This window comes from Sphingobium sp. (assembly GCA_023266575.1).
Classification (GTDB): domain Bacteria; phylum Pseudomonadota; class Alphaproteobacteria; order Sphingomonadales; family Sphingomonadaceae; genus Sphingobium.
Map to the genome: position 1 here is coordinate 13,125 of JAHFPV010000009.1, position 15,959 is coordinate 29,083.

General features: G+C 64.9%; 14 protein-coding genes and 1 tRNA gene. 9 read left to right on the forward strand and 6 right to left on the reverse strand.

Annotated elements, in window-relative coordinates:
- Nucleotides 1-60 precede the first annotated feature (60 nt).
- The 6 genes from lon to Q0D44_RS10300 all read left to right on the forward strand — a co-directional run bounded on the left by lon (nt 61) and on the right by Q0D44_RS10300 (nt 4,831).
- Nucleotides 61-2,457, forward strand: a complete 2,397-nt coding sequence (gene lon / locus Q0D44_RS10275; protein ID WP_294136271.1) for an endopeptidase La — start codon at nt 61-63, stop codon at nt 2,455-2,457.
- Nucleotides 2,458-2,639: 182 nt separating this feature from the next.
- On the forward strand, nt 2,640-2,912 hold the full coding sequence (locus tag Q0D44_RS10280) for an HU family DNA-binding protein (RefSeq protein WP_006959670.1): 273 nt from the start codon (nt 2,640-2,642) through the stop codon (nt 2,910-2,912).
- A gap of 195 nt (nt 2,913-3,107) precedes the next feature.
- The gene (locus Q0D44_RS10285) at nt 3,108-3,671 is read left to right on the forward strand and encodes a septal ring lytic transglycosylase RlpA family protein (RefSeq protein ID WP_294136278.1); all 564 of its coding nucleotides are present in this window, start codon (nt 3,108-3,110) and stop codon (nt 3,669-3,671) included.
- Between the two features lie 104 nt (nt 3,672-3,775).
- Nucleotides 3,776-3,852, forward strand: a tRNA-His gene (locus tag Q0D44_RS10290).
- Between the two features lie 90 nt (nt 3,853-3,942).
- Nucleotides 3,943-4,314 (forward strand): phosphoribosyl-AMP cyclohydrolase, encoded by a 372-nt coding sequence (hisI, locus tag Q0D44_RS10295; protein WP_294136280.1) that lies wholly within the window; start codon nt 3,943-3,945, stop codon nt 4,312-4,314.
- Nucleotides 4,301-4,831, forward strand: coding sequence for a hypothetical protein (locus tag Q0D44_RS10300; protein WP_294136282.1), 531 nt, complete (start codon nt 4,301-4,303; stop codon nt 4,829-4,831). The genes hisI and Q0D44_RS10300 overlap by 14 nt, the downstream gene beginning before the upstream one ends.
- Here Q0D44_RS10300 and Q0D44_RS10305 read toward each other — a convergent pair.
- From Q0D44_RS10305 to Q0D44_RS10330, 6 genes are all read right to left on the reverse strand, one after another.
- On the reverse strand, nt 4,825-5,445 hold the full coding sequence (locus tag Q0D44_RS10305) for a YitT family protein (protein WP_294136284.1): 621 nt from the start codon (nt 5,443-5,445) through the stop codon (nt 4,825-4,827). The two genes, Q0D44_RS10300 and Q0D44_RS10305, sit on opposite strands and share 7 nt — an antisense overlap.
- Nucleotides 5,446-5,533: 88 nt before the next feature.
- Entirely contained in the window at nt 5,534-6,673 is a 1,140-nt protein-coding gene (locus Q0D44_RS10310) for an aspartyl/asparaginyl beta-hydroxylase domain-containing protein (protein WP_294136286.1), read from the reverse strand.
- Nucleotides 6,674-6,713: 40 nt separating this feature from the next.
- Nucleotides 6,714-7,922: an MFS transporter gene (locus tag Q0D44_RS10315; RefSeq protein WP_294136287.1), complete on the reverse strand. Its 1,209-nt coding sequence runs from the start codon at nt 7,920-7,922 to the stop codon at nt 6,714-6,716.
- 111 nt (nt 7,923-8,033) lie between these two features.
- Nucleotides 8,034-8,717 (reverse strand): L,D-transpeptidase family protein, encoded by a 684-nt coding sequence (locus tag Q0D44_RS10320; RefSeq protein ID WP_294136289.1) that lies wholly within the window; start codon nt 8,715-8,717, stop codon nt 8,034-8,036.
- Nucleotides 8,718-8,770: 53 nt separating this feature from the next.
- On the reverse strand, nt 8,771-11,038 hold the full coding sequence (locus Q0D44_RS10325) for an NADP-dependent malic enzyme (RefSeq protein WP_294136291.1): 2,268 nt from the start codon (nt 11,036-11,038) through the stop codon (nt 8,771-8,773).
- Between the two features lie 9 nt (nt 11,039-11,047).
- The gene (locus Q0D44_RS10330; protein ID WP_294136293.1) at nt 11,048-11,971 is read right to left on the reverse strand and encodes a LysR family transcriptional regulator; all 924 of its coding nucleotides are present in this window, start codon (nt 11,969-11,971) and stop codon (nt 11,048-11,050) included.
- A gap of 95 nt (nt 11,972-12,066) precedes the next feature.
- Here Q0D44_RS10330 and Q0D44_RS10335 point away from each other — a divergent pair, with 95 nt between their 5' ends.
- From Q0D44_RS10335 to Q0D44_RS10345, 3 genes are all read left to right on the forward strand, one after another.
- The gene (locus Q0D44_RS10335) at nt 12,067-14,181 is read left to right on the forward strand and encodes a malate synthase G (RefSeq protein ID WP_294136500.1); all 2,115 of its coding nucleotides are present in this window, start codon (nt 12,067-12,069) and stop codon (nt 14,179-14,181) included.
- Between the two features lie 67 nt (nt 14,182-14,248).
- Nucleotides 14,249-15,331, forward strand: a complete 1,083-nt coding sequence (locus Q0D44_RS10340; RefSeq protein WP_294136295.1) for a L,D-transpeptidase family protein — start codon at nt 14,249-14,251, stop codon at nt 15,329-15,331.
- Between the two features lie 2 nt (nt 15,332-15,333).
- Nucleotides 15,334-15,888, forward strand: a complete 555-nt coding sequence (locus Q0D44_RS10345) for a M23 family metallopeptidase (RefSeq protein ID WP_294136501.1) — start codon at nt 15,334-15,336, stop codon at nt 15,886-15,888.
- Nucleotides 15,889-15,959: the final 71 nt, after the last annotated feature.

Sequence of the window (15,959 nt, forward strand, 5' to 3'; positions counted from 1 at the left end):
CATCCCCATAAAGGCGATGAACCGTAGGACAGGGCCGCGTCTTTTGGCCCCGGAGAGTGAATGACCGTGCAATATCCCCTTCTGCCGCTGCGTGACATTGTCGTCTTTCCGCAGATGATCGTCCCGCTCTTCGTTGGTCGTGACAAGAGCGTTGCCGCGCTGGAAGCGGCGATGGAAGGTTCCAAGGAAATCTTCCTCGTGTCGCAGCTCGACCCGGCGGAGGATGATCCGGGTCGCGACTCGCTCTATGACACGGGCGTCGTCGCCATCGTGTTGCAGCTGCTCAAGCTGCCCGACGGCACCGTGCGGGTGCTGGTGGAGGGCAAGCATCGCGCCCGTTTGCAGACGATGGACAGCAAGGATGGCTATCTGGTTTCGGACGTCGAGACGGTAGAGGATATCGTTGCCGAGGGACCGGAAGCCGCCGCGCTGATGCGGTCGGTGGCCGAACAGTTTGAAAATTACGCCAAGCTCAACAAGAAGCTGCCCGCAGAAACGCCGGTGCAGCTGCGCGAGATTGAGGATGCCGGGCGGCTGGCCGACGCGATCTCCGCCAACATCAACGTCAAGGTATGCGACAAGCAGTCGCTGCTGGTCGAGGCCGATCCGGTCAAGCGGCTGGAGATGGTATTCGCCTTCATGGAGGGCGAACTGGGCGTGCTCCAGGTCGAAAAGAAGATCCGTGGCCGCGTGAAGCGCCAGATGGAAAAGACCCAGCGCGAATATTATTTGAACGAGCAGTTGAAGGCGATCCAGCGCGAGCTGGGCAATGGCGAGGGTGAGGAAGGCGACGAACTTGCCGAACTGACCGAGAAGATCGCCAAGACCAAGCTGTCCAAGGAAGCCCGCGCCAAGGCGACCGCCGAGCTGAAGAAGCTTAAAGGTATGCAGCCCATGTCGGCTGAAGCGACAGTGGTGCGCAATTATCTGGACGTGCTGCTGGGCCTGCCCTGGGGCAAGAAGGGCAAGGTCAAGAATGACCTGAAACGCGCGCAGGACGTGCTGGACGAGGATCATTTCGCGCTCGACAAGGTCAAGGACCGGATCATCGAATATCTTGCGGTGCAGGCGCGCACCAATAAGCTCAAAGGCCCGATCCTGTGCCTGGTTGGTCCTCCGGGCGTCGGCAAGACATCGCTTGGCCGTTCGATCGCCAAGGCGACGGGGCGCGAATTTGTGCGCCAGTCGCTGGGCGGCGTGCGCGACGAGGCGGAAATTCGTGGCCACAGACGCACCTATATCGGGTCGCTGCCCGGCAAGATCGTGACCAACCTGAAAAAGGCGGGGACGATGAACCCGCTGTTCCTGCTCGACGAGATCGACAAGCTGGGCCAGGATTTCCGCGGCGATCCGGCGTCGGCGCTGCTGGAGGTGCTGGACCCGGAACAGAATAACAAATTCCAGGACCATTATCTGGAGATCGACGTCGATCTTTCAGACATCATGTTCGTGACGACCGCCAACTCGCTGAATTTGCCGCAGGCTTTGCTCGACCGGATGGAGATCATCCGGCTGGAGGGCTATACCGAGGATGAGAAGGTCGAGATCGCGCAGCGCCATCTGATCGCCAAGCAGATCGATGCGCACGGATTGAAGGACGGCGAGTTTGAAGTGACGGAGGACGCGGTGCGCGACCTGATCCGTTACTACACGCGGGAAGCCGGTGTCCGCACGCTGGAACGCGAAGTCGCCCGGCTGGCGCGCAAGGCGCTGCGCAAGATATTGGAGGGCGAATATGACAAGGTGGTCATCACGCCGGACAATCTGGCCGACTATGCCGGGGTGCGCAAATTCCGCCATGGCGTGGGTGAGGATGAGCATCAGATCGGCGCGGTGACCGGTCTGGCCTGGACCGAGGTTGGCGGCGAATTGCTGACGATCGAGGCGGTGACCGTGCCGGGCAAGGGCATGATCAAGACCACCGGCAAGCTCGGCGAGGTCATGAACGAATCGATCCAGGCGGCGTTTTCCTATGTCCGCGCGAGATCGCCGGGCTATGGCATCAAGCCCAGCCTGTTCAACCGCAAGGACATCCATATCCATCTGCCCGAAGGGGCGGTGCCCAAAGATGGTCCGTCGGCGGGCATCGGCATGGTCACCTGCATCGTGTCCACCCTGACCGGTATCCCGGTCCACAAGGATGTGGCGATGACCGGCGAGGTGACGTTGCGTGGCCGGGTGCTGCCGATCGGTGGCTTGAAGGAGAAGCTGCTGGCGGCGCTCCGCGGTGGCATCAAGACGGTGCTGATCCCGCAGGAAAACGAGAAAGACCTAGCGGAAATTCCGGCCAACATCCGCGACGGGCTGGAGATCGTGCCGGTGTCGCATGTCGATGAGGTGCTGGCCCGCGCGCTGGTGTCGCTGCCCGAAGCGATCGCCTGGACGGAGGAGGATGACCTCGCCGCGCAGCCGAGCAACGGGCCGACGCGGGACGGGGATGCTGCACTGCGGCATTGATTGAAGGGGAAAGCGGCTGATAACAGCCGGTTTTCGGGCATTTTGCACCTGATGGCGCAAAATTGCATCGAAGCTGGTGGCTTCGTCGCTTTCCCTTTGACAGGCGCTGGAAGCTGCGCCTTATTGCGCCGCCTACGCCGCGATTCCTAAACAACCAAATAGCACAAGGGGGTTCCCAAGGCATGAACAAGCAGGATCTTATCAGCGCTGTCGCCGACAGCAGCGGTCTCAGCAAAAGCGACGCCAGCAAGGCCGTCGAAGGTGTATTCGACGCCATCACTGGCGCGTTGAAGAAGGGCGACGAAGTGCGCCTGGTTGGTTTTGGTACTTTTTCCGTTTCGCAGCGCAAGGCTTCGACCGGTCGCAACCCGCGCACCGGCGAGACGATGACGATCAAGGCTTCGGCCCAGCCCAAGTTCAAGGCCGGCAAGGGCCTCAAGGATTCGGTCAACTGACGGTCCGGGCGCTTGCCATTGGGTGAGCGCTCACGTCTGACCAAAACCGGTGTCGCGGCCGGAAAGCATTTAGGAGAGTAGCGTTGCCACAGGGGACAGCCCCAGGCGCGCATGTATGTCTGGGCAAGGGGGTGAAGGCTGATGCAGCTTTCGCCCCTTTTCTTTTGGTAGGGCGATGTGGCGTGTCGGGGTGGCATGAAAGGTAGATGGGGGAGCGCAGGCGCGCTGGGTCTGGCACTGGCCCTGTCGGCGTGTGCAGGCGGCGATTACCGTCCGGTGCGCGATGTGCCGGTCAGGATCGGCCCGCCTTATACGGTGCGCGGCGTCACTTATGTGCCGGCTGCCGATCCGGCTTATGACATGCTGGGCTATGCCAGCTGGTACGGATCGGAATCGGGCAACCGCACCGCCAATGGCGAGCGGTTCCGGCCTGACTGGGTGACGGCGGCGCATACCAGCCTGCCGCTGCCCAGCTATGTCGAGGTCACGGCGCTGGACAGCGGACGCACCATCATCGTGCGGGTCAATGATCGCGGGCCGTTTGCGGGCAAGGGACGGGTGATCGACCTGTCGCGCGGGGCGGCCGAGCAATTGGGGATGCGCGCGCAGGGGCAGGTTGCGGTGCGGGTGCGGGTGGTCAATCCGCCGGAAAAGGCGCGCGAGCGGCTGCGCAAGGGCAAAGCGGCGGAAGAACGGCCGCGCGTGCCGGAGCGGACGCTGGTCAGGCTGCGCGCGCAGATGAAGGCGGCGGGGCTGTAACCCCGGCGAAAGATGGCGCGGGTGCAATTGCCTGCTTGACGCCCGGTTATCCGCCGCATATGTGCCCACTTCTCGCGGGGCCAAGTGCCCCAGCAAGTGTTGTGGCGATCGTAGCTCAGTTGGTTAGAGCGCCGGTTTGTGGTACCGGAGGTCGGGGGTTCAAGACCCCTCGATCGCCCCATTTTCACTTTTCCTGGCCTGATCCCGGCATATTCGCCGGGCAGGCGGGAAGGGGCTTCGCAGCATCACGATTGCGCTCTATAGCCCCGGCATGACCGATGCGCGCGACACAGGGCTGACCCTTAATCCCAAATATGACGACCATGGCCTGATCACCGCGGTGGTCACCGATGTGGCCAGCGGCGACGTGCTGATGGTGGCGCATATGAATGCGCAGGCGCTGGCGCTGACGGTCGAAACCGGCCTTGCCCATTTCTGGTCGCGTAGTCGCAAATCATTGTGGAAGAAGGGCGAGACGTCCGGGCATATGCTGGAGGTCCGCGATATTCGGATCGATTGCGATCAGGATGCCGTGTGGGTGAAGGCGGTGCCGGCGGGGCCGACATGCCACACGGGCGCGCGGTCCTGCTTCTTCCGCCGGGTGGGTGCGGACGGGCTTATGGCGGTCGATGCGGCGGACTAGCGCTGTCCTGCTATTGTTGCTGGCGGCGTGTCAGCGTGAACCGGCCAGCGATGCTGGACCGGTGACGGGTGGCGTCGCAGCGTCGGGCCTGGAGCAGGCGGCGATCGCCAGCGGCGCGATTGCGGATGCGGCGGCAATTTCCCCGGTCGGGCTGTTCCAGCGTGATCATGAGGCCGGGCGCGACGCGCTGTGCGTCATCCCCGGCAAAAGCGGCGCGCTGCGGTTCGGGCTGGAGGCCAATTTCGGCGAGGAGCAAAGCTGCCGGGGCCGGGGCCAGGCGCGCCGCACGGGCGACAAGCTGATCCTGAGCTTTTCCGGTGGCGACCGTTGCATCGTCGTGGCGCAATATGATGGCGATCAGGTGGCGCTGCCCGGCGTGGTTGATATGGCCTGCGCGGACCTGTGCGAAGGGCGCGGTACGCTGGAGGGGGTGAGCTTCCCGCGGATCGCCAATGATGCGGCCAGCGCGTTGCGTGCCCGCGACCGGGACGGCGATGCGCTATGTGAGCCTCAATAACCGATATAGCGTCCGGGCCGATGGTTGACGATCAGCACCGCGTTGATGGCGGCGGCTGAGAGGATCGACAGGGCGAAGCGGTCGAGGCTGAGCAAGGGGAGCGAGGCGAACAGGATCAGCGCGTCGCCCAGCATCTGGGTTCGCCCCGCATTCCATCCCCGCCGTTTCTGGAGCAGCAGTGCGATGACGCCGAGGCCGCCGACGCCTGCGCCATGGCGAGCGATGGCAAGAATGCCGAAGCCGATGATCGAGCCGCCGAACAGCGCGGCGAAGAGCGGGCTGACCTGCGCCAGACGCAGCGCCGATGGCATCATCAGCCCCATCGCCATGATCGCCAGATTGGCGAACAAAGTCTTGAGACCGAAGGCCACCCCCATCGCACGCCCGGCAAAGAGGAAGAAGGGGATGTTGATCAGCAGGAACAGGGTCGCGGGCGGATAGGGCATAAGATAGGAGAGCAGCAGCGCAATGCCCGCCATGCCGCCGGTCACCAGATTGGCGGCCTTGAGCAGCATCAGCCCCATGGCGATGAAGGCGCACCCAATGGCAATCGCATAGCCATCTTCGGCCAGATTGTGCGGGCGGGGCGCGAGGGTCGCAGAGGCAGGGGGCATGGCATGTCCGATACAGGGTTATGCCCCGGTCATCCTCTCCCTTTGGATTTTTGATAGCCGCGTCGCGGCGTTCTGCAAAGCCCTGGCTCTAACCGCCCGTGTCGATCTGGGCCGGGCCGAACTGGTCGATCGCCTCGAACAGCCGGGTGAGCGCTTCGCGTTCTTCGGGGCTGATTTCGGGACGCCAGACTTCGAACAGCAGGACGACGCGGGTGTCGGTGCTGCGGTTCCAGGCTTCATGTTCCACGCTGTCGTCGAAAATCAGCATTTCGCCGGGCCGCCAGGCGCGGGTTTCCGCGCCGACACGCAGCGCGCAGCCTTCGGGGACGAGCAGAGGCAGGTGGCAGATCAGCCGGGTGTTGAGCAGGCCATGGTGCGGCTGGATATGGGTGCCGGGCTTGAGCAGCGACCAGAGCGCCATGGGCGATCGGCCGGTGATGACCGGCATGGGTGCAAAGGCCAGCGCGGCCATGACGGCGGGGCAGCGGGCGGCATGATCCGTGACGGGCGCGCCGCCCTGCCAGAAATAATAGGCGCCCCAACTGGGATCGTCGCGCAGCGGATTGTTGGGGGCGGGGCCGTTGGACGGGGTTTCGACATAGGGGGCAAAGTCGGGCGCGCCCGCGCGCACGGCGTTCAGTTCTGCCACCATGTTACCGGTCATCGCTTCGATCGGCGCGACCCAGTCGAACTCGCTGCGTTCGTAAAAGGCGCGCTGGGGCAGGCCGGGGAAATAGAACATGCTGGGTTGCTGGAGGTAGAGCTGGCTCTTGCCCAGCAGCAGGTTGGTCGCCTGGGTGATGCGCGGCAGGGTTGGCAGGTCGTGGATGGCGGCGCTCAGATGATCCTCGAACCGGGCACTGGCGTTATTCAGGATGGCCTGTGCCTGGAGCAGCATCGGCTGGAGCTGGGGCGGCGCGCCGGTCGCGGCGGCCTGCGCGACGGCGGCGCGGCACCAGCGGGTTGCCTCCCGATCATCGCCGCGCCGCAGGGCGTTCTGGCCCATTGCCAGCATGGCGGGCAGATCGCGCGGCTGGTCGCGCAATATGTGCTGGAGCGCGGCGGCTTCGCCGTCCCAGTCGCCGGTGCGGTTGCACGCCTGCGCCAGCAGCATGGGCGGTGGGGCGGCCATGTCGTTCAATGCGGCCCGCGCGACGGCGGCTTCCCCGCGCCGTAACGCTGCGATGGCCGCCTCTTGCAGCGCACTTTCTCTTGCCTGATCGGTCATGGTCCCGCCTTAAACGGCGACGGGTCGGGGCGGAAGCGGCTTATTCGCAGGGAATGGCGACAAGGCGCGTCGTGCGCCGTTGCAGCATGATCGACAGCAGAAAGACGCCAAGGCCACCCAGCGCTAGCGCCGCGCCGATCCAGCCGGTGGAGGTCAGGCCATAGCCCGCCGCGATCGACAGGCCGCCCAGCCATGGGCCAAGCGCATTGGCGATGTTGAAGGCACTATGGTGGAGCGCCGCTGCCAGCGTCTGTGCGTCGCCCGACACGTCCATCAGCCGCGCCTGCAACGGCGTGCCGAGGCCACCACCCGCGCCGATCAGGAAGATGCTGAGGCACAGCGTCCAGATGTTGCCCGCCATGAAGGGGAAGAGGGCCAGCGCAGCGGCGCTCCACAGGGTGACGCCGATGACGGTGCGGTTAAGCGAGCGGTCGGCGAGCCAGGCCGAGACGAGATTGCCGATCGTCAGGCCAATGCCGAAAATGGCCAGCACCACCGGCACCCAGGCCGGGGATACGTGGGTGATCTCCATCATGGTCGATGCGACATAGGTATAGACGGCGAACAGGCCGCCAAAGCCGATCGCGCCGGTCAGCAGCGTCAGCCAGACTTGCGGTTTGGCCAGCGCGCCCAGTTCGCGTGCGGGACTTGCTTTGGGATCGCCCGCGTCGCGCGGGGCGTAAAGCGCCACCAGCGTCATCGTGGCGATGGCGAGGGCGGTGACGACGAAGAAGCCGGATCGCCAGCCCATCGCCTGTCCCATCCAGTTGGCGACCGGCACGCCGATGACGGTGGCGATGGTCAGGCCCGACATGACCCGTGCGATCGCCTGCGCGCGCTTTTCGATCGGCACCAGACTGGCCGCCACCAGCGCGGCGACGCCAAAATAGGCGCCGTGCGGCACACCGCTCAGGAAACGGAAGGCCAGCATCCAGCCATAGCTGGGCGAGAGGGCGGAGAGGCCGTTGCCGACCGCAAACATCGCCATCAGGCCGATCAGCAGGGTGCGGCGCGGCAGGCGCGCGCCGAAAGCCGCGATCACTGGTGCGCCGGCTACGACGCCGAGCGCATAGGCGCTGATCGCATGACCCGCGGTCGGCGCATCAATGCTCAGGTCGCGGGCGAAGAAAGGCAGCAGGCTCATCGCCGCAAATTCGGTCGTGCCGATGGCGAAAGCACCGACCGACAATGCGAAAAGGACGAGCGCGGGATGCGCGGTGGGGCGGGGACTGCCCATGGCCAGCTCCATGCTGCAATGCAATAAAGGGTGAGCGTGGCAAATGGACCCGGTGACAACGCTGGTCAAGGGTCGGAGTGGGTGAGTTTATTGCAAGTGCGTCGTCATGGCGCGCAATGTGGATTAACCGCCGACCTGCGCCTTGCTGACGTCCAGCATCTTGCCGTTGGTGATGACGACGAGGTCGCCCGGTTTGGTGACACCGAACAGTTTTTGGGCAAATTCCTTCGGTACACCGATGCAGCCATGGGTGCCGCGGCCCCATTGCACGTCGCTGCCGTGGATGAACACGCCATCGTTGGTCAGGCGCTGCGCGAAGGGCATGGGGGCATTGTCGTAGGTGCGCGAATAATAGTCGGCATGTTTGGCCATGATCGGGAAGGCACCCAGAGGACTGGGCTTGTCGGTTGCGCCATAGAGGATGACGGCGGCGCCAATCTCGTAACCGGCGCGGAACACCGACAGGGTTTGCGCGCGCAGGTCCACGGTGATGATGACCGGGCCGGTCGCGGGCGCGCCATTTTCGTCCCAGGCAAAGTCGCCATGGCGGAACGGGCCGTCGATCTTCAGCACGCGCTTGACCCGCAGCGCTGCGGGATCGACCGCCATGCCCTGATCGCTGCTCCGTTCTACCGGCTTTGCGGGCGTGGGGGTGGATGCGGCGACCGGCTGGGCAACGGGCACCGTTTCTTCGGCGGCGGGCCGGTCGATCCAGTTGGTCACCAGCAGGCCGACGCCCGCCAGCGCTGCGCCGATCGCCAGCTTGGGTCCGGCGCTTTTCGCCAGCGCCTTGAGCAATCCCGCCATGTCCGTCCTCGCTTATGTCCAGTCGGCGCGATCTTAGCGCCAAAAGGTTAAGCTCAGCCTTCGCGTGCGACTTCCGCCGCCGCGATGGCGGTGAGGTTGAGAATGCCGCGCGAGGTGACGCCGGGCGTCAGCACATGGATCGGTTGCTTGAGGCCCATCAGCATCGGCCCGACTGTGGGCGAGCTGGAGGAGGCGGAGAGCGCCGTCAACGTGATGTTGGCTGCGTCCAGATTGGGCATGACCAGCAGATTGGCCGGGCCTTCAAAGCGCGAGTCGGGGATGAGGCGCTCACGCAACGACTGGCTGAGCGCCGCGTCGGCGTGCATTTCGCCATCGACCATCAGTTCGGGCGCGGCTTCGCGGACCAGCTTGAGTGCCGATCGCATCTTGCGCGCGCTGTTGCTGTGCGATGCGCCGAAATTGGAGTGGGACAGCAGGGCTGCGCGCGGGGTCAGACCGAAATTGAGCAATTCGGTCGCCGCCAGCAGGGTCATTTCGGCAATTTGTTCAGGCGTCGGATCGGGCACCATATGGGTGTCGGTGATGAACAAAGCGCCTGCGTCCAGGATCAGGCCCGACAGCGCATAGACGCGGCTCTGCCCCGGCACCCGGTCGATGATGCGCATCACATGTTCGACCTGGCCCCAATATTCGCTGTTGCCGCCCACCAGCGCGGCATCGACCCGCCCGGTGCGCAGCAACAAGGCGGCCGTCACGGTCGGGCGGCGATAGACATGGCGGATGACTTCGGCGGCGGGCACGCCCCGGCGCGAGGCGACGGCGCGATAGGCTTCGACCAGTTCGCCCATGACCAGATGATCGGTTTCGGGGTCGATCACCTCGACATCGCGGTCCAGCTGGAAACGCAGGCCAAGGTCGGGCAGCTTCTGGTTCAGGATGCGGCGGCGCGCGACGATGACGGGGCGGACAATGCCTTCGTCCAGCGCGTCCTGAATGGCGCGCAGTACGCGCTCATCCTCGCCTTCGCCATAGGCGATGCGGCGGCTGCCACCGCGGGCGGCCTCGAACACCGGCATCATCAGCTGGCCGGACCGGGCGCTCTGGCGCGACAGGCTGCGCTTATAGTCCTCCAGGTCGATCGGGCGGCGGGCGACGCCGCTGTCCATCGCTGCTTTCGCCACGGCGGGGGCGATCTCCGCGATCAGGCGCGGGTCGAATGGGGTGGGGATGATATAGTCCGGGCCGAACACCAGTTTCTGGCCGCCATAGGCCTGCGCCACGCTGTCATGCGCGGGCAGGCGGGCGAGACCGGCAATGGCTTCGGCGGCGGCGGCCTTCATCGCTTCGTTGATCTGGGTCGCGCCGACGTCCAGCGCGCCGCGGAAGATATAGGGGAAGCACAGGACGTTGTTGACCTGATTGGGATAGTCCGAGCGGCCAGTCGCGATGATCGCGTCGGGGCGGACTTCGCGCGCGGCTTCGGGGCGGATTTCGGGTTCCGGGTTGGCGAGCGCGAAGATCAGCGGGTTAGGCGCCATCAGCGGCAGCCATTCCGGCTTCAACACGCCAGGCGCGGAGAGGCCGAGGAACAGGTTGGCACCGGGCAGCACGTCGGGCAGGGTCCGGGCGTTGGTGACGCGGGCGTAGCGCGCCATGTTGGGCAGCATCCCTTCGCGGCCCGAATGGATGACGCCGTCCTTGTCGGTCATCGTGACATTGTCGACCGGTAGGCCCATCGACACGAGCAGATCGACGCAGGCCAGCGCCGCCGCGCCCGCACCAGACGTCACCAGCTTGGCGTCGGCCAAAGTCTTGCCCTGCAACACCAGCGCGTTGCGCACGGCGGCGGCGACGACGATGGCGGTGCCATGCTGATCGTCATGAAAGACCGGGATATTCATCCGTTCTTTCAGCCGCGCCTCGATCGCGAAACATTCGGGCGCCTTGATATCTTCGAGGTTGATGCCGCCGAAGGTCGGCTCCATCAGCGCGACGGCCTCGACGAATTTGTCGGCGTCGGTCGTGTCGATTTCAATGTCGAACACATCGATGTCGGCGAATTTCTTGAAGAGGACCGCCTTGCCCTCCATCACCGGCTTGGACGCAAGTGCGCCGATCGCGCCAAGGCCAAGGACGGCGGTGCCGTTGGTGATGACCGCGACCAGATTGCCGCGCGCGGTATAATCGAGCGCCTTGTCGGGATCGGCAGCGATCTCCATGCAGGGCGCGGCGACACCGGGCGAATAGGCCAGCGCCAGATCGCGCTGGTTGACCATTCGCTTGGTCGGTTCGATGCGCAGCTTTCCGGGCCGGGGAAAGCGGTGATAGTCGAGGGCGGCGCGGCGGGTATTATCGTCCATGCGATGCCCTTAGAGGCGCGACGCGCCGGGGGCAATGGCCGTGCGCTCCCAAGGCGGGGTCGGGGCGTAGAGTTGGGCAAGAAAATCGACGAAGGCGGTGATGGCGAGCGGCGGATTATGCTGGGGCAATTGCACGGCGAACAGGCCGACGTCCGCTGACCCCTCAAAATCCGGCAAAATCTGCCGAACTTCGCCGCGTGCCAGGGCTTCGCTAATATCCCAGAGCGAACGCAGCGCAATGCCGCCGCCGGCCAGCGCGATTTCGCGGACGACTTCGCTGCTGTTGGTGCGGACGTGGCTGCGCCCCTCCACCATGACGGGTCCCTTCGGCCCGACCAGCCGCCAGGGCATCTGGCCGTCGGCAGCGAGCAGACGGTGCCTTTTGAGTTCGGCGATCCGGCGAGGTGTGCCGAAGCGGTCGAGATAGGCGGGGGCGGCGCACAGAATCCGGCGGTTGGTCGCGAGGCGACGGGCGGTGAGCGTCGGGCCGGGATCGGCAGTGATACGGATGGCAAGGTCCGCGCGTGCTTCGATCAGGTCGGCAAAATCATCGGACAGGTTGAGCGTCAGGTCGACACGGGGATGATCGTCGAGGAAGCGGGGCAGCCAGGGGGCTAGATGGAGGCGACCAAAGGATGTGGGGGCGGTGATGCGCAGCGGCCCTGCGGCGACCGCCGACACGCCCGACACGCGCCGTTCGGCTTCGTCGAGCGCGGCCAATATAGTGCGCAAATCGGCATGGAGCCGCTCGCCTGCCGGGGTGAGGGCCAGGCGGCGGGTGGTGCGATGGATCAGCCGCGCACCCAGCCGCTCCTCCAGCCGGGCGAGGCGCTTGGACATCATGGCAGGCGAAATATGCAGGCGGCGACCAGCCGCGGCGAGGCCGCCTTCGTCCACTATGGTCGTGAACAGTTCATGGTCCGGGTCCATCATATTCATTCACCATGGGAAATACTATGTTCGAATAATAGTGAATATACGACATAATTGAAAAACTCTATGCATGTCGGCAATCAAGGAGTGGAATGATGACCGAACGCATGATCGACAGGGCCGGCCTTCAGGTCGCAGCATCGCTCGCCGATTTTATCGACAGTCAGGCGCTGCCCGGCACCGGGATCGCACCTGACGCTTTCTGGGCCGGGGCGGCGGATATTGTCGCGCGTTTCACGCCCGACAATATCGCGTTGCTGCGCAAACGCGACACGATACAGGCGCAGATCGACAGCTGGCATGAGCAGCGCGCCGGGCAGCCGCATGATCGTGTGGCTTATCAGGCGTTTTTGCGGGATATTGGCTATCTGGTCGCCGAGCCCGCCCCCTTCATGATCGGTAGCGAGAATGTCGATGATGAGGTTGCGCGGTTGGCCGGGCCGCAGCTGGTCGTTCCCATTCTCAATGCCCGCTTCCTGCTGAACGCGGCCAATGCGCGCTGGGGTAGCCTCTATGACGCGCTCTATGGCACCGATGCGATTCCCGGCGCGGCTGCGGGCAAGGGCTATGATGCTGCGCGCGGGGCGCAGGTCATTGCATGGGCCAAGGCGTTTCTGGACGAGGCTATTCCGCTGGCCAATGGTAGCTGGGCTGATCTGGCGAGTGACGAGATCATTCTGGCCGACTCCGCGCAATATCTGGGGCGGAGCGCCAAGGGGCGTCTGTTCCGCCACCATGGCCTGCATATCGAAGTTGTTTTCGATAGCGCGCATCCGATCGGCGCGACCGATCCGGCGGGTATTTCCGATGTCATATTGGAGTCGGCGCTGACCGCGATCTGCGATCTGGAGGATTCGATCGCGGCGGTCGATGCGGCGGATAAGGTTGCCGCCTATGCCAATTGGCTGGGGCTGATGAAGGGCGACCTGACCGAGACGTTCGAGAAGGGCGGGGCGATGATGACTCGCGCGCTCAACCCCGACCGTGCCTACACAGCGCCGGACGGCAACGGCTTCACCCTGCCGGGGCGCAGCCTGCTGTTCGTCCGCAATGTCGGCCATCTGATGACGACGCCTGCCATCTGCCTGCGCGATGGCGAGGAGGCGCCAGAAGGCATATTGGACGGCATCGTCACCAGCCTGATCGCGATGCACGATCTGGCGCGGGATGGCGGCAACAGCCGCGCGGGCAGCGTTTATATCGTCAAGCCCAAGATGCACGGGCCGGAGGAGGCGGCCTTCACCAACAGCCTGTTCGACGCCATCGAGGACATGCTGGGCATGACCCGCCATACGCTGAAAGTCGGCGTCATGGATGAGGAACGGCGCACGTCGGCGAACCTCGCCGCCTGCATCCATGCCGTCCGCGACCGGATCGTCTTTATCAACACCGGCTTCCTCGATCGCACCGGGGACGAGATGCACACGTCGATGCAGGCCGGACCGATGATCCGCAAGGGCGAGATGAAGAGCAGCGACTGGATCGCGGCCTATGAGGATCGCAATGTCCAGATCGGCCTTGCCTGCGGATTGTCGGGCCGGGCGCAGATAGGCAAGGGGATGTGGGCCGCGCCGGACCGGATGGCCGACATGCTGGAGCAGAAGGCCGGGCATCCCAAAACGGGGGCGAACACGGCCTGGGTGCCTTCGCCGACCGCGGCGACGCTGCACGCGACCCATTATCACCGGATCGACGTGTTTGCCCGGCAGGAGGCGCGCAAGGCGGAGGGGATCGCATCGCTCGACCGGCTGCTGGCGATTCCCGTCGCGACCGGGCGCAACTGGTCGGAGGAAGAGATTGCGCAGGAACTGGACAATAATGCGCAGGGCATGTTGGGCTATGTCGTCCGCTGGATCGACCAGGGGGTCGGCTGTTCCAAGGTTCCCGACATTCACGACATCGGCTTGATGGAGGATCGCGCGACGTTGCGCATTTCATCGCAGCATATGGCCAACTGGCTGCTGCATGGCGTCTGCACGGCAGAGCAGGTCGATGCGGCGCTCACGCGGATGGCAGCGAAGGTCGATGCGCAAAATGCGGGCGATCCGCTCTATCAGCCGATGAGCGGGCGGGAGGCGGAAAGCCTGGCCTTTCAGGCTGCGCGGGCGCTGGTGTTCGAGGGCGTTGAACAGCCCAACGGCTATACCGAGCCGCTGCTGCACGCCTGGCGTGCGCGGGCCAAGGCACAGGCGGCGCTTGAACCGGCATAAGCGGGGGCGAAGCAGCTTTTTGATGGGTCGGGGCGTTCTCTCCTATATTTGATGGGAGAGTATCGTCTTGAAACAGTCTCTGCTTGTGGCGGCTTTATGCTGTTCGGCTTGCAACATGTCGGTGACGGAGGCGAATGACAGCGCCGCCGCGCCGCAAAGAGAGGAGCAGGCAGCGCCGCAGCCTGTAGCTGACCCCTATGCCTTCGTCGTGCAGCCCGAACCGGCGGGTGCGCCGCCGCGTGTGGATTCTATCCTGCAAGCGCAGGTCGCGCTCGACCGGGCGGGTTTTTCGCCCGGCGTGCTGGATGGCAAGGAGGGCATGTCCTTCACCAAGGCGCTGACGGGTTTTCAGGAGGCGCGCGGGCTGACGCCCAACGGGCAATATGACGAGGCGACGGCCAAGGCGTTGCTGGGCGATGCGCCGCCGCCCGCGACCTGGCTGGTGCAGGTGCCGGAGGGCTTTGCGCGCGGGCCGTTTGCTACGCTTCCCAAGGGGTTGAACGAGCAGGCGAAACTGCCCGCTCTGTCCTATCGCAATCTGCTGGAGAAGCTGGCGGAGCGGTTTCATACGACGCCGGAGGTGCTTGTGGCGCTGAACCAGCCCGGCACGAAGGTTGGAGGCGGGGCAACGATCCGCGTGCCAGCGGTCGCCAACCAGCCGGTTGCGACAATCGAGGGCGATGAGCGTGGCTGGGGTGAAACTTTGGCCAGTCTGGCAGTGGCGAAGGACCAGCCCAAGGCCGACCGTATCGTGGTCGACAAGTCCGAAGGGCTGCTGAAAGTCTATGACGCCGATGACAGGATGATCGCGCAATTCCCGGCGACGACCGGGTCGCAATATGATCCGCTGCCGATCGGTAACTGGACGGTCAAGGGCGTCAGCCGCAATCCCGATTTCCATTATAATCCAGACCTGTTCTGGGACGCGGCGGCCAAGGATGAGAAGGCCGTCCTCAAACCCGGCCCCAACGGCCCCGTGGGCGTGGTGTGGATCGACCTGTCGAAGGATCATTATGGCATCCATGGGACGCCGGAGCCGCAGAATATCGGCCGGACGCAAAGCCATGGCTGCATCCGCCTGACCAATTGGGACGCGGCGCGGCTGGCGCAGATGGTGCAAGGCGGCATGAAGGCGGTGTTTCAGCCGTGAGGCTGAGCGTGCGAAGGTGGGGCTGGGCGGCGTTGGCGCTGTTGTTGTGCATCGCCTTCGCGCATTTTTGCGTGCGGATCGTGCCGGGTGACGGGCCAGAGCTGTCCGTTAAGCGCGGGGGTGGGGCTTTGGTTGTTCCGGTCGAGGGTGTGCCACCCGCTGGGCTAACTGACACCTTCACGCAGGCGAGGGACGCCGGAGCGCGGCCGCATGACGCGATCGACATCATGGCGCCACGCGGCAGCGCGGTGATCGCGGCGACGGACGGTCGGATCGAAAAACTGTTCTGGAGCGAGGCAGGCGGACGGACTCTCTATTTGCGGTCACCAGACCGGCGCACCCTCTATTATTACGCGCATCTGGACGGCTATGCGCCCGGCGTGCGCGAGGGGCTGGCGGTGCGGCGGGGGGAACGGATCGCGCGCGTTGGGAGCAGCGGCAATGCCGATCCGGCGGGGCCGCATCTCCACTTCGCGGTCCACGCCATCGCGCCGGGCGAGCCATGGCATGGCGGGCGTCCGGTCAACCCCTATCCGCTGCTGACCGGCTCGCGTTGACGCCCCTCTTGCCCTGCGGCCCGTCTGTCTGTATTGGCCCGCCCAGCCTTTTTAACGAAGGCGCGGCTCTT

Coding starts and splice junctions, on each gene's coding strand:
- lon (WP_294136271.1), top strand. CDS start 61: ATGACCGTGCAATATCCCCTTCTGCCGCTGCGTGACATTGTCGTCTTT.
- Q0D44_RS10280 (WP_006959670.1), top strand. CDS start 2,640: ATGAACAAGCAGGATCTTATCAGCGCTGTCGCCGACAGCAGCGGTCTC.
- Q0D44_RS10285 (WP_294136278.1), top strand. CDS start 3,108: ATGAAAGGTAGATGGGGGAGCGCAGGCGCGCTGGGTCTGGCACTGGCC.
- hisI (WP_294136280.1), top strand. CDS start 3,943: ATGACCGATGCGCGCGACACAGGGCTGACCCTTAATCCCAAATATGAC.
- Q0D44_RS10300 (WP_294136282.1), top strand. CDS start 4,301: ATGCGGCGGACTAGCGCTGTCCTGCTATTGTTGCTGGCGGCGTGTCAG.
- Q0D44_RS10305 (WP_294136284.1), bottom strand. CDS start 5,445: ATGCCCCCTGCCTCTGCGACCCTCGCGCCCCGCCCGCACAATCTGGCC.
- Q0D44_RS10310 (WP_294136286.1), bottom strand. CDS start 6,673: ATGACCGATCAGGCAAGAGAAAGTGCGCTGCAAGAGGCGGCCATCGCA.
- Q0D44_RS10315 (WP_294136287.1), bottom strand. CDS start 7,922: ATGGAGCTGGCCATGGGCAGTCCCCGCCCCACCGCGCATCCCGCGCTC.
- Q0D44_RS10320 (WP_294136289.1), bottom strand. CDS start 8,717: ATGGCGGGATTGCTCAAGGCGCTGGCGAAAAGCGCCGGACCCAAGCTG.
- Q0D44_RS10325 (WP_294136291.1), bottom strand. CDS start 11,038: ATGGACGATAATACCCGCCGCGCCGCCCTCGACTATCACCGCTTTCCC.
- Q0D44_RS10330 (WP_294136293.1), bottom strand. CDS start 11,971: ATGATGGACCCGGACCATGAACTGTTCACGACCATAGTGGACGAAGGC.
- Q0D44_RS10335 (WP_294136500.1), top strand. CDS start 12,067: ATGACCGAACGCATGATCGACAGGGCCGGCCTTCAGGTCGCAGCATCG.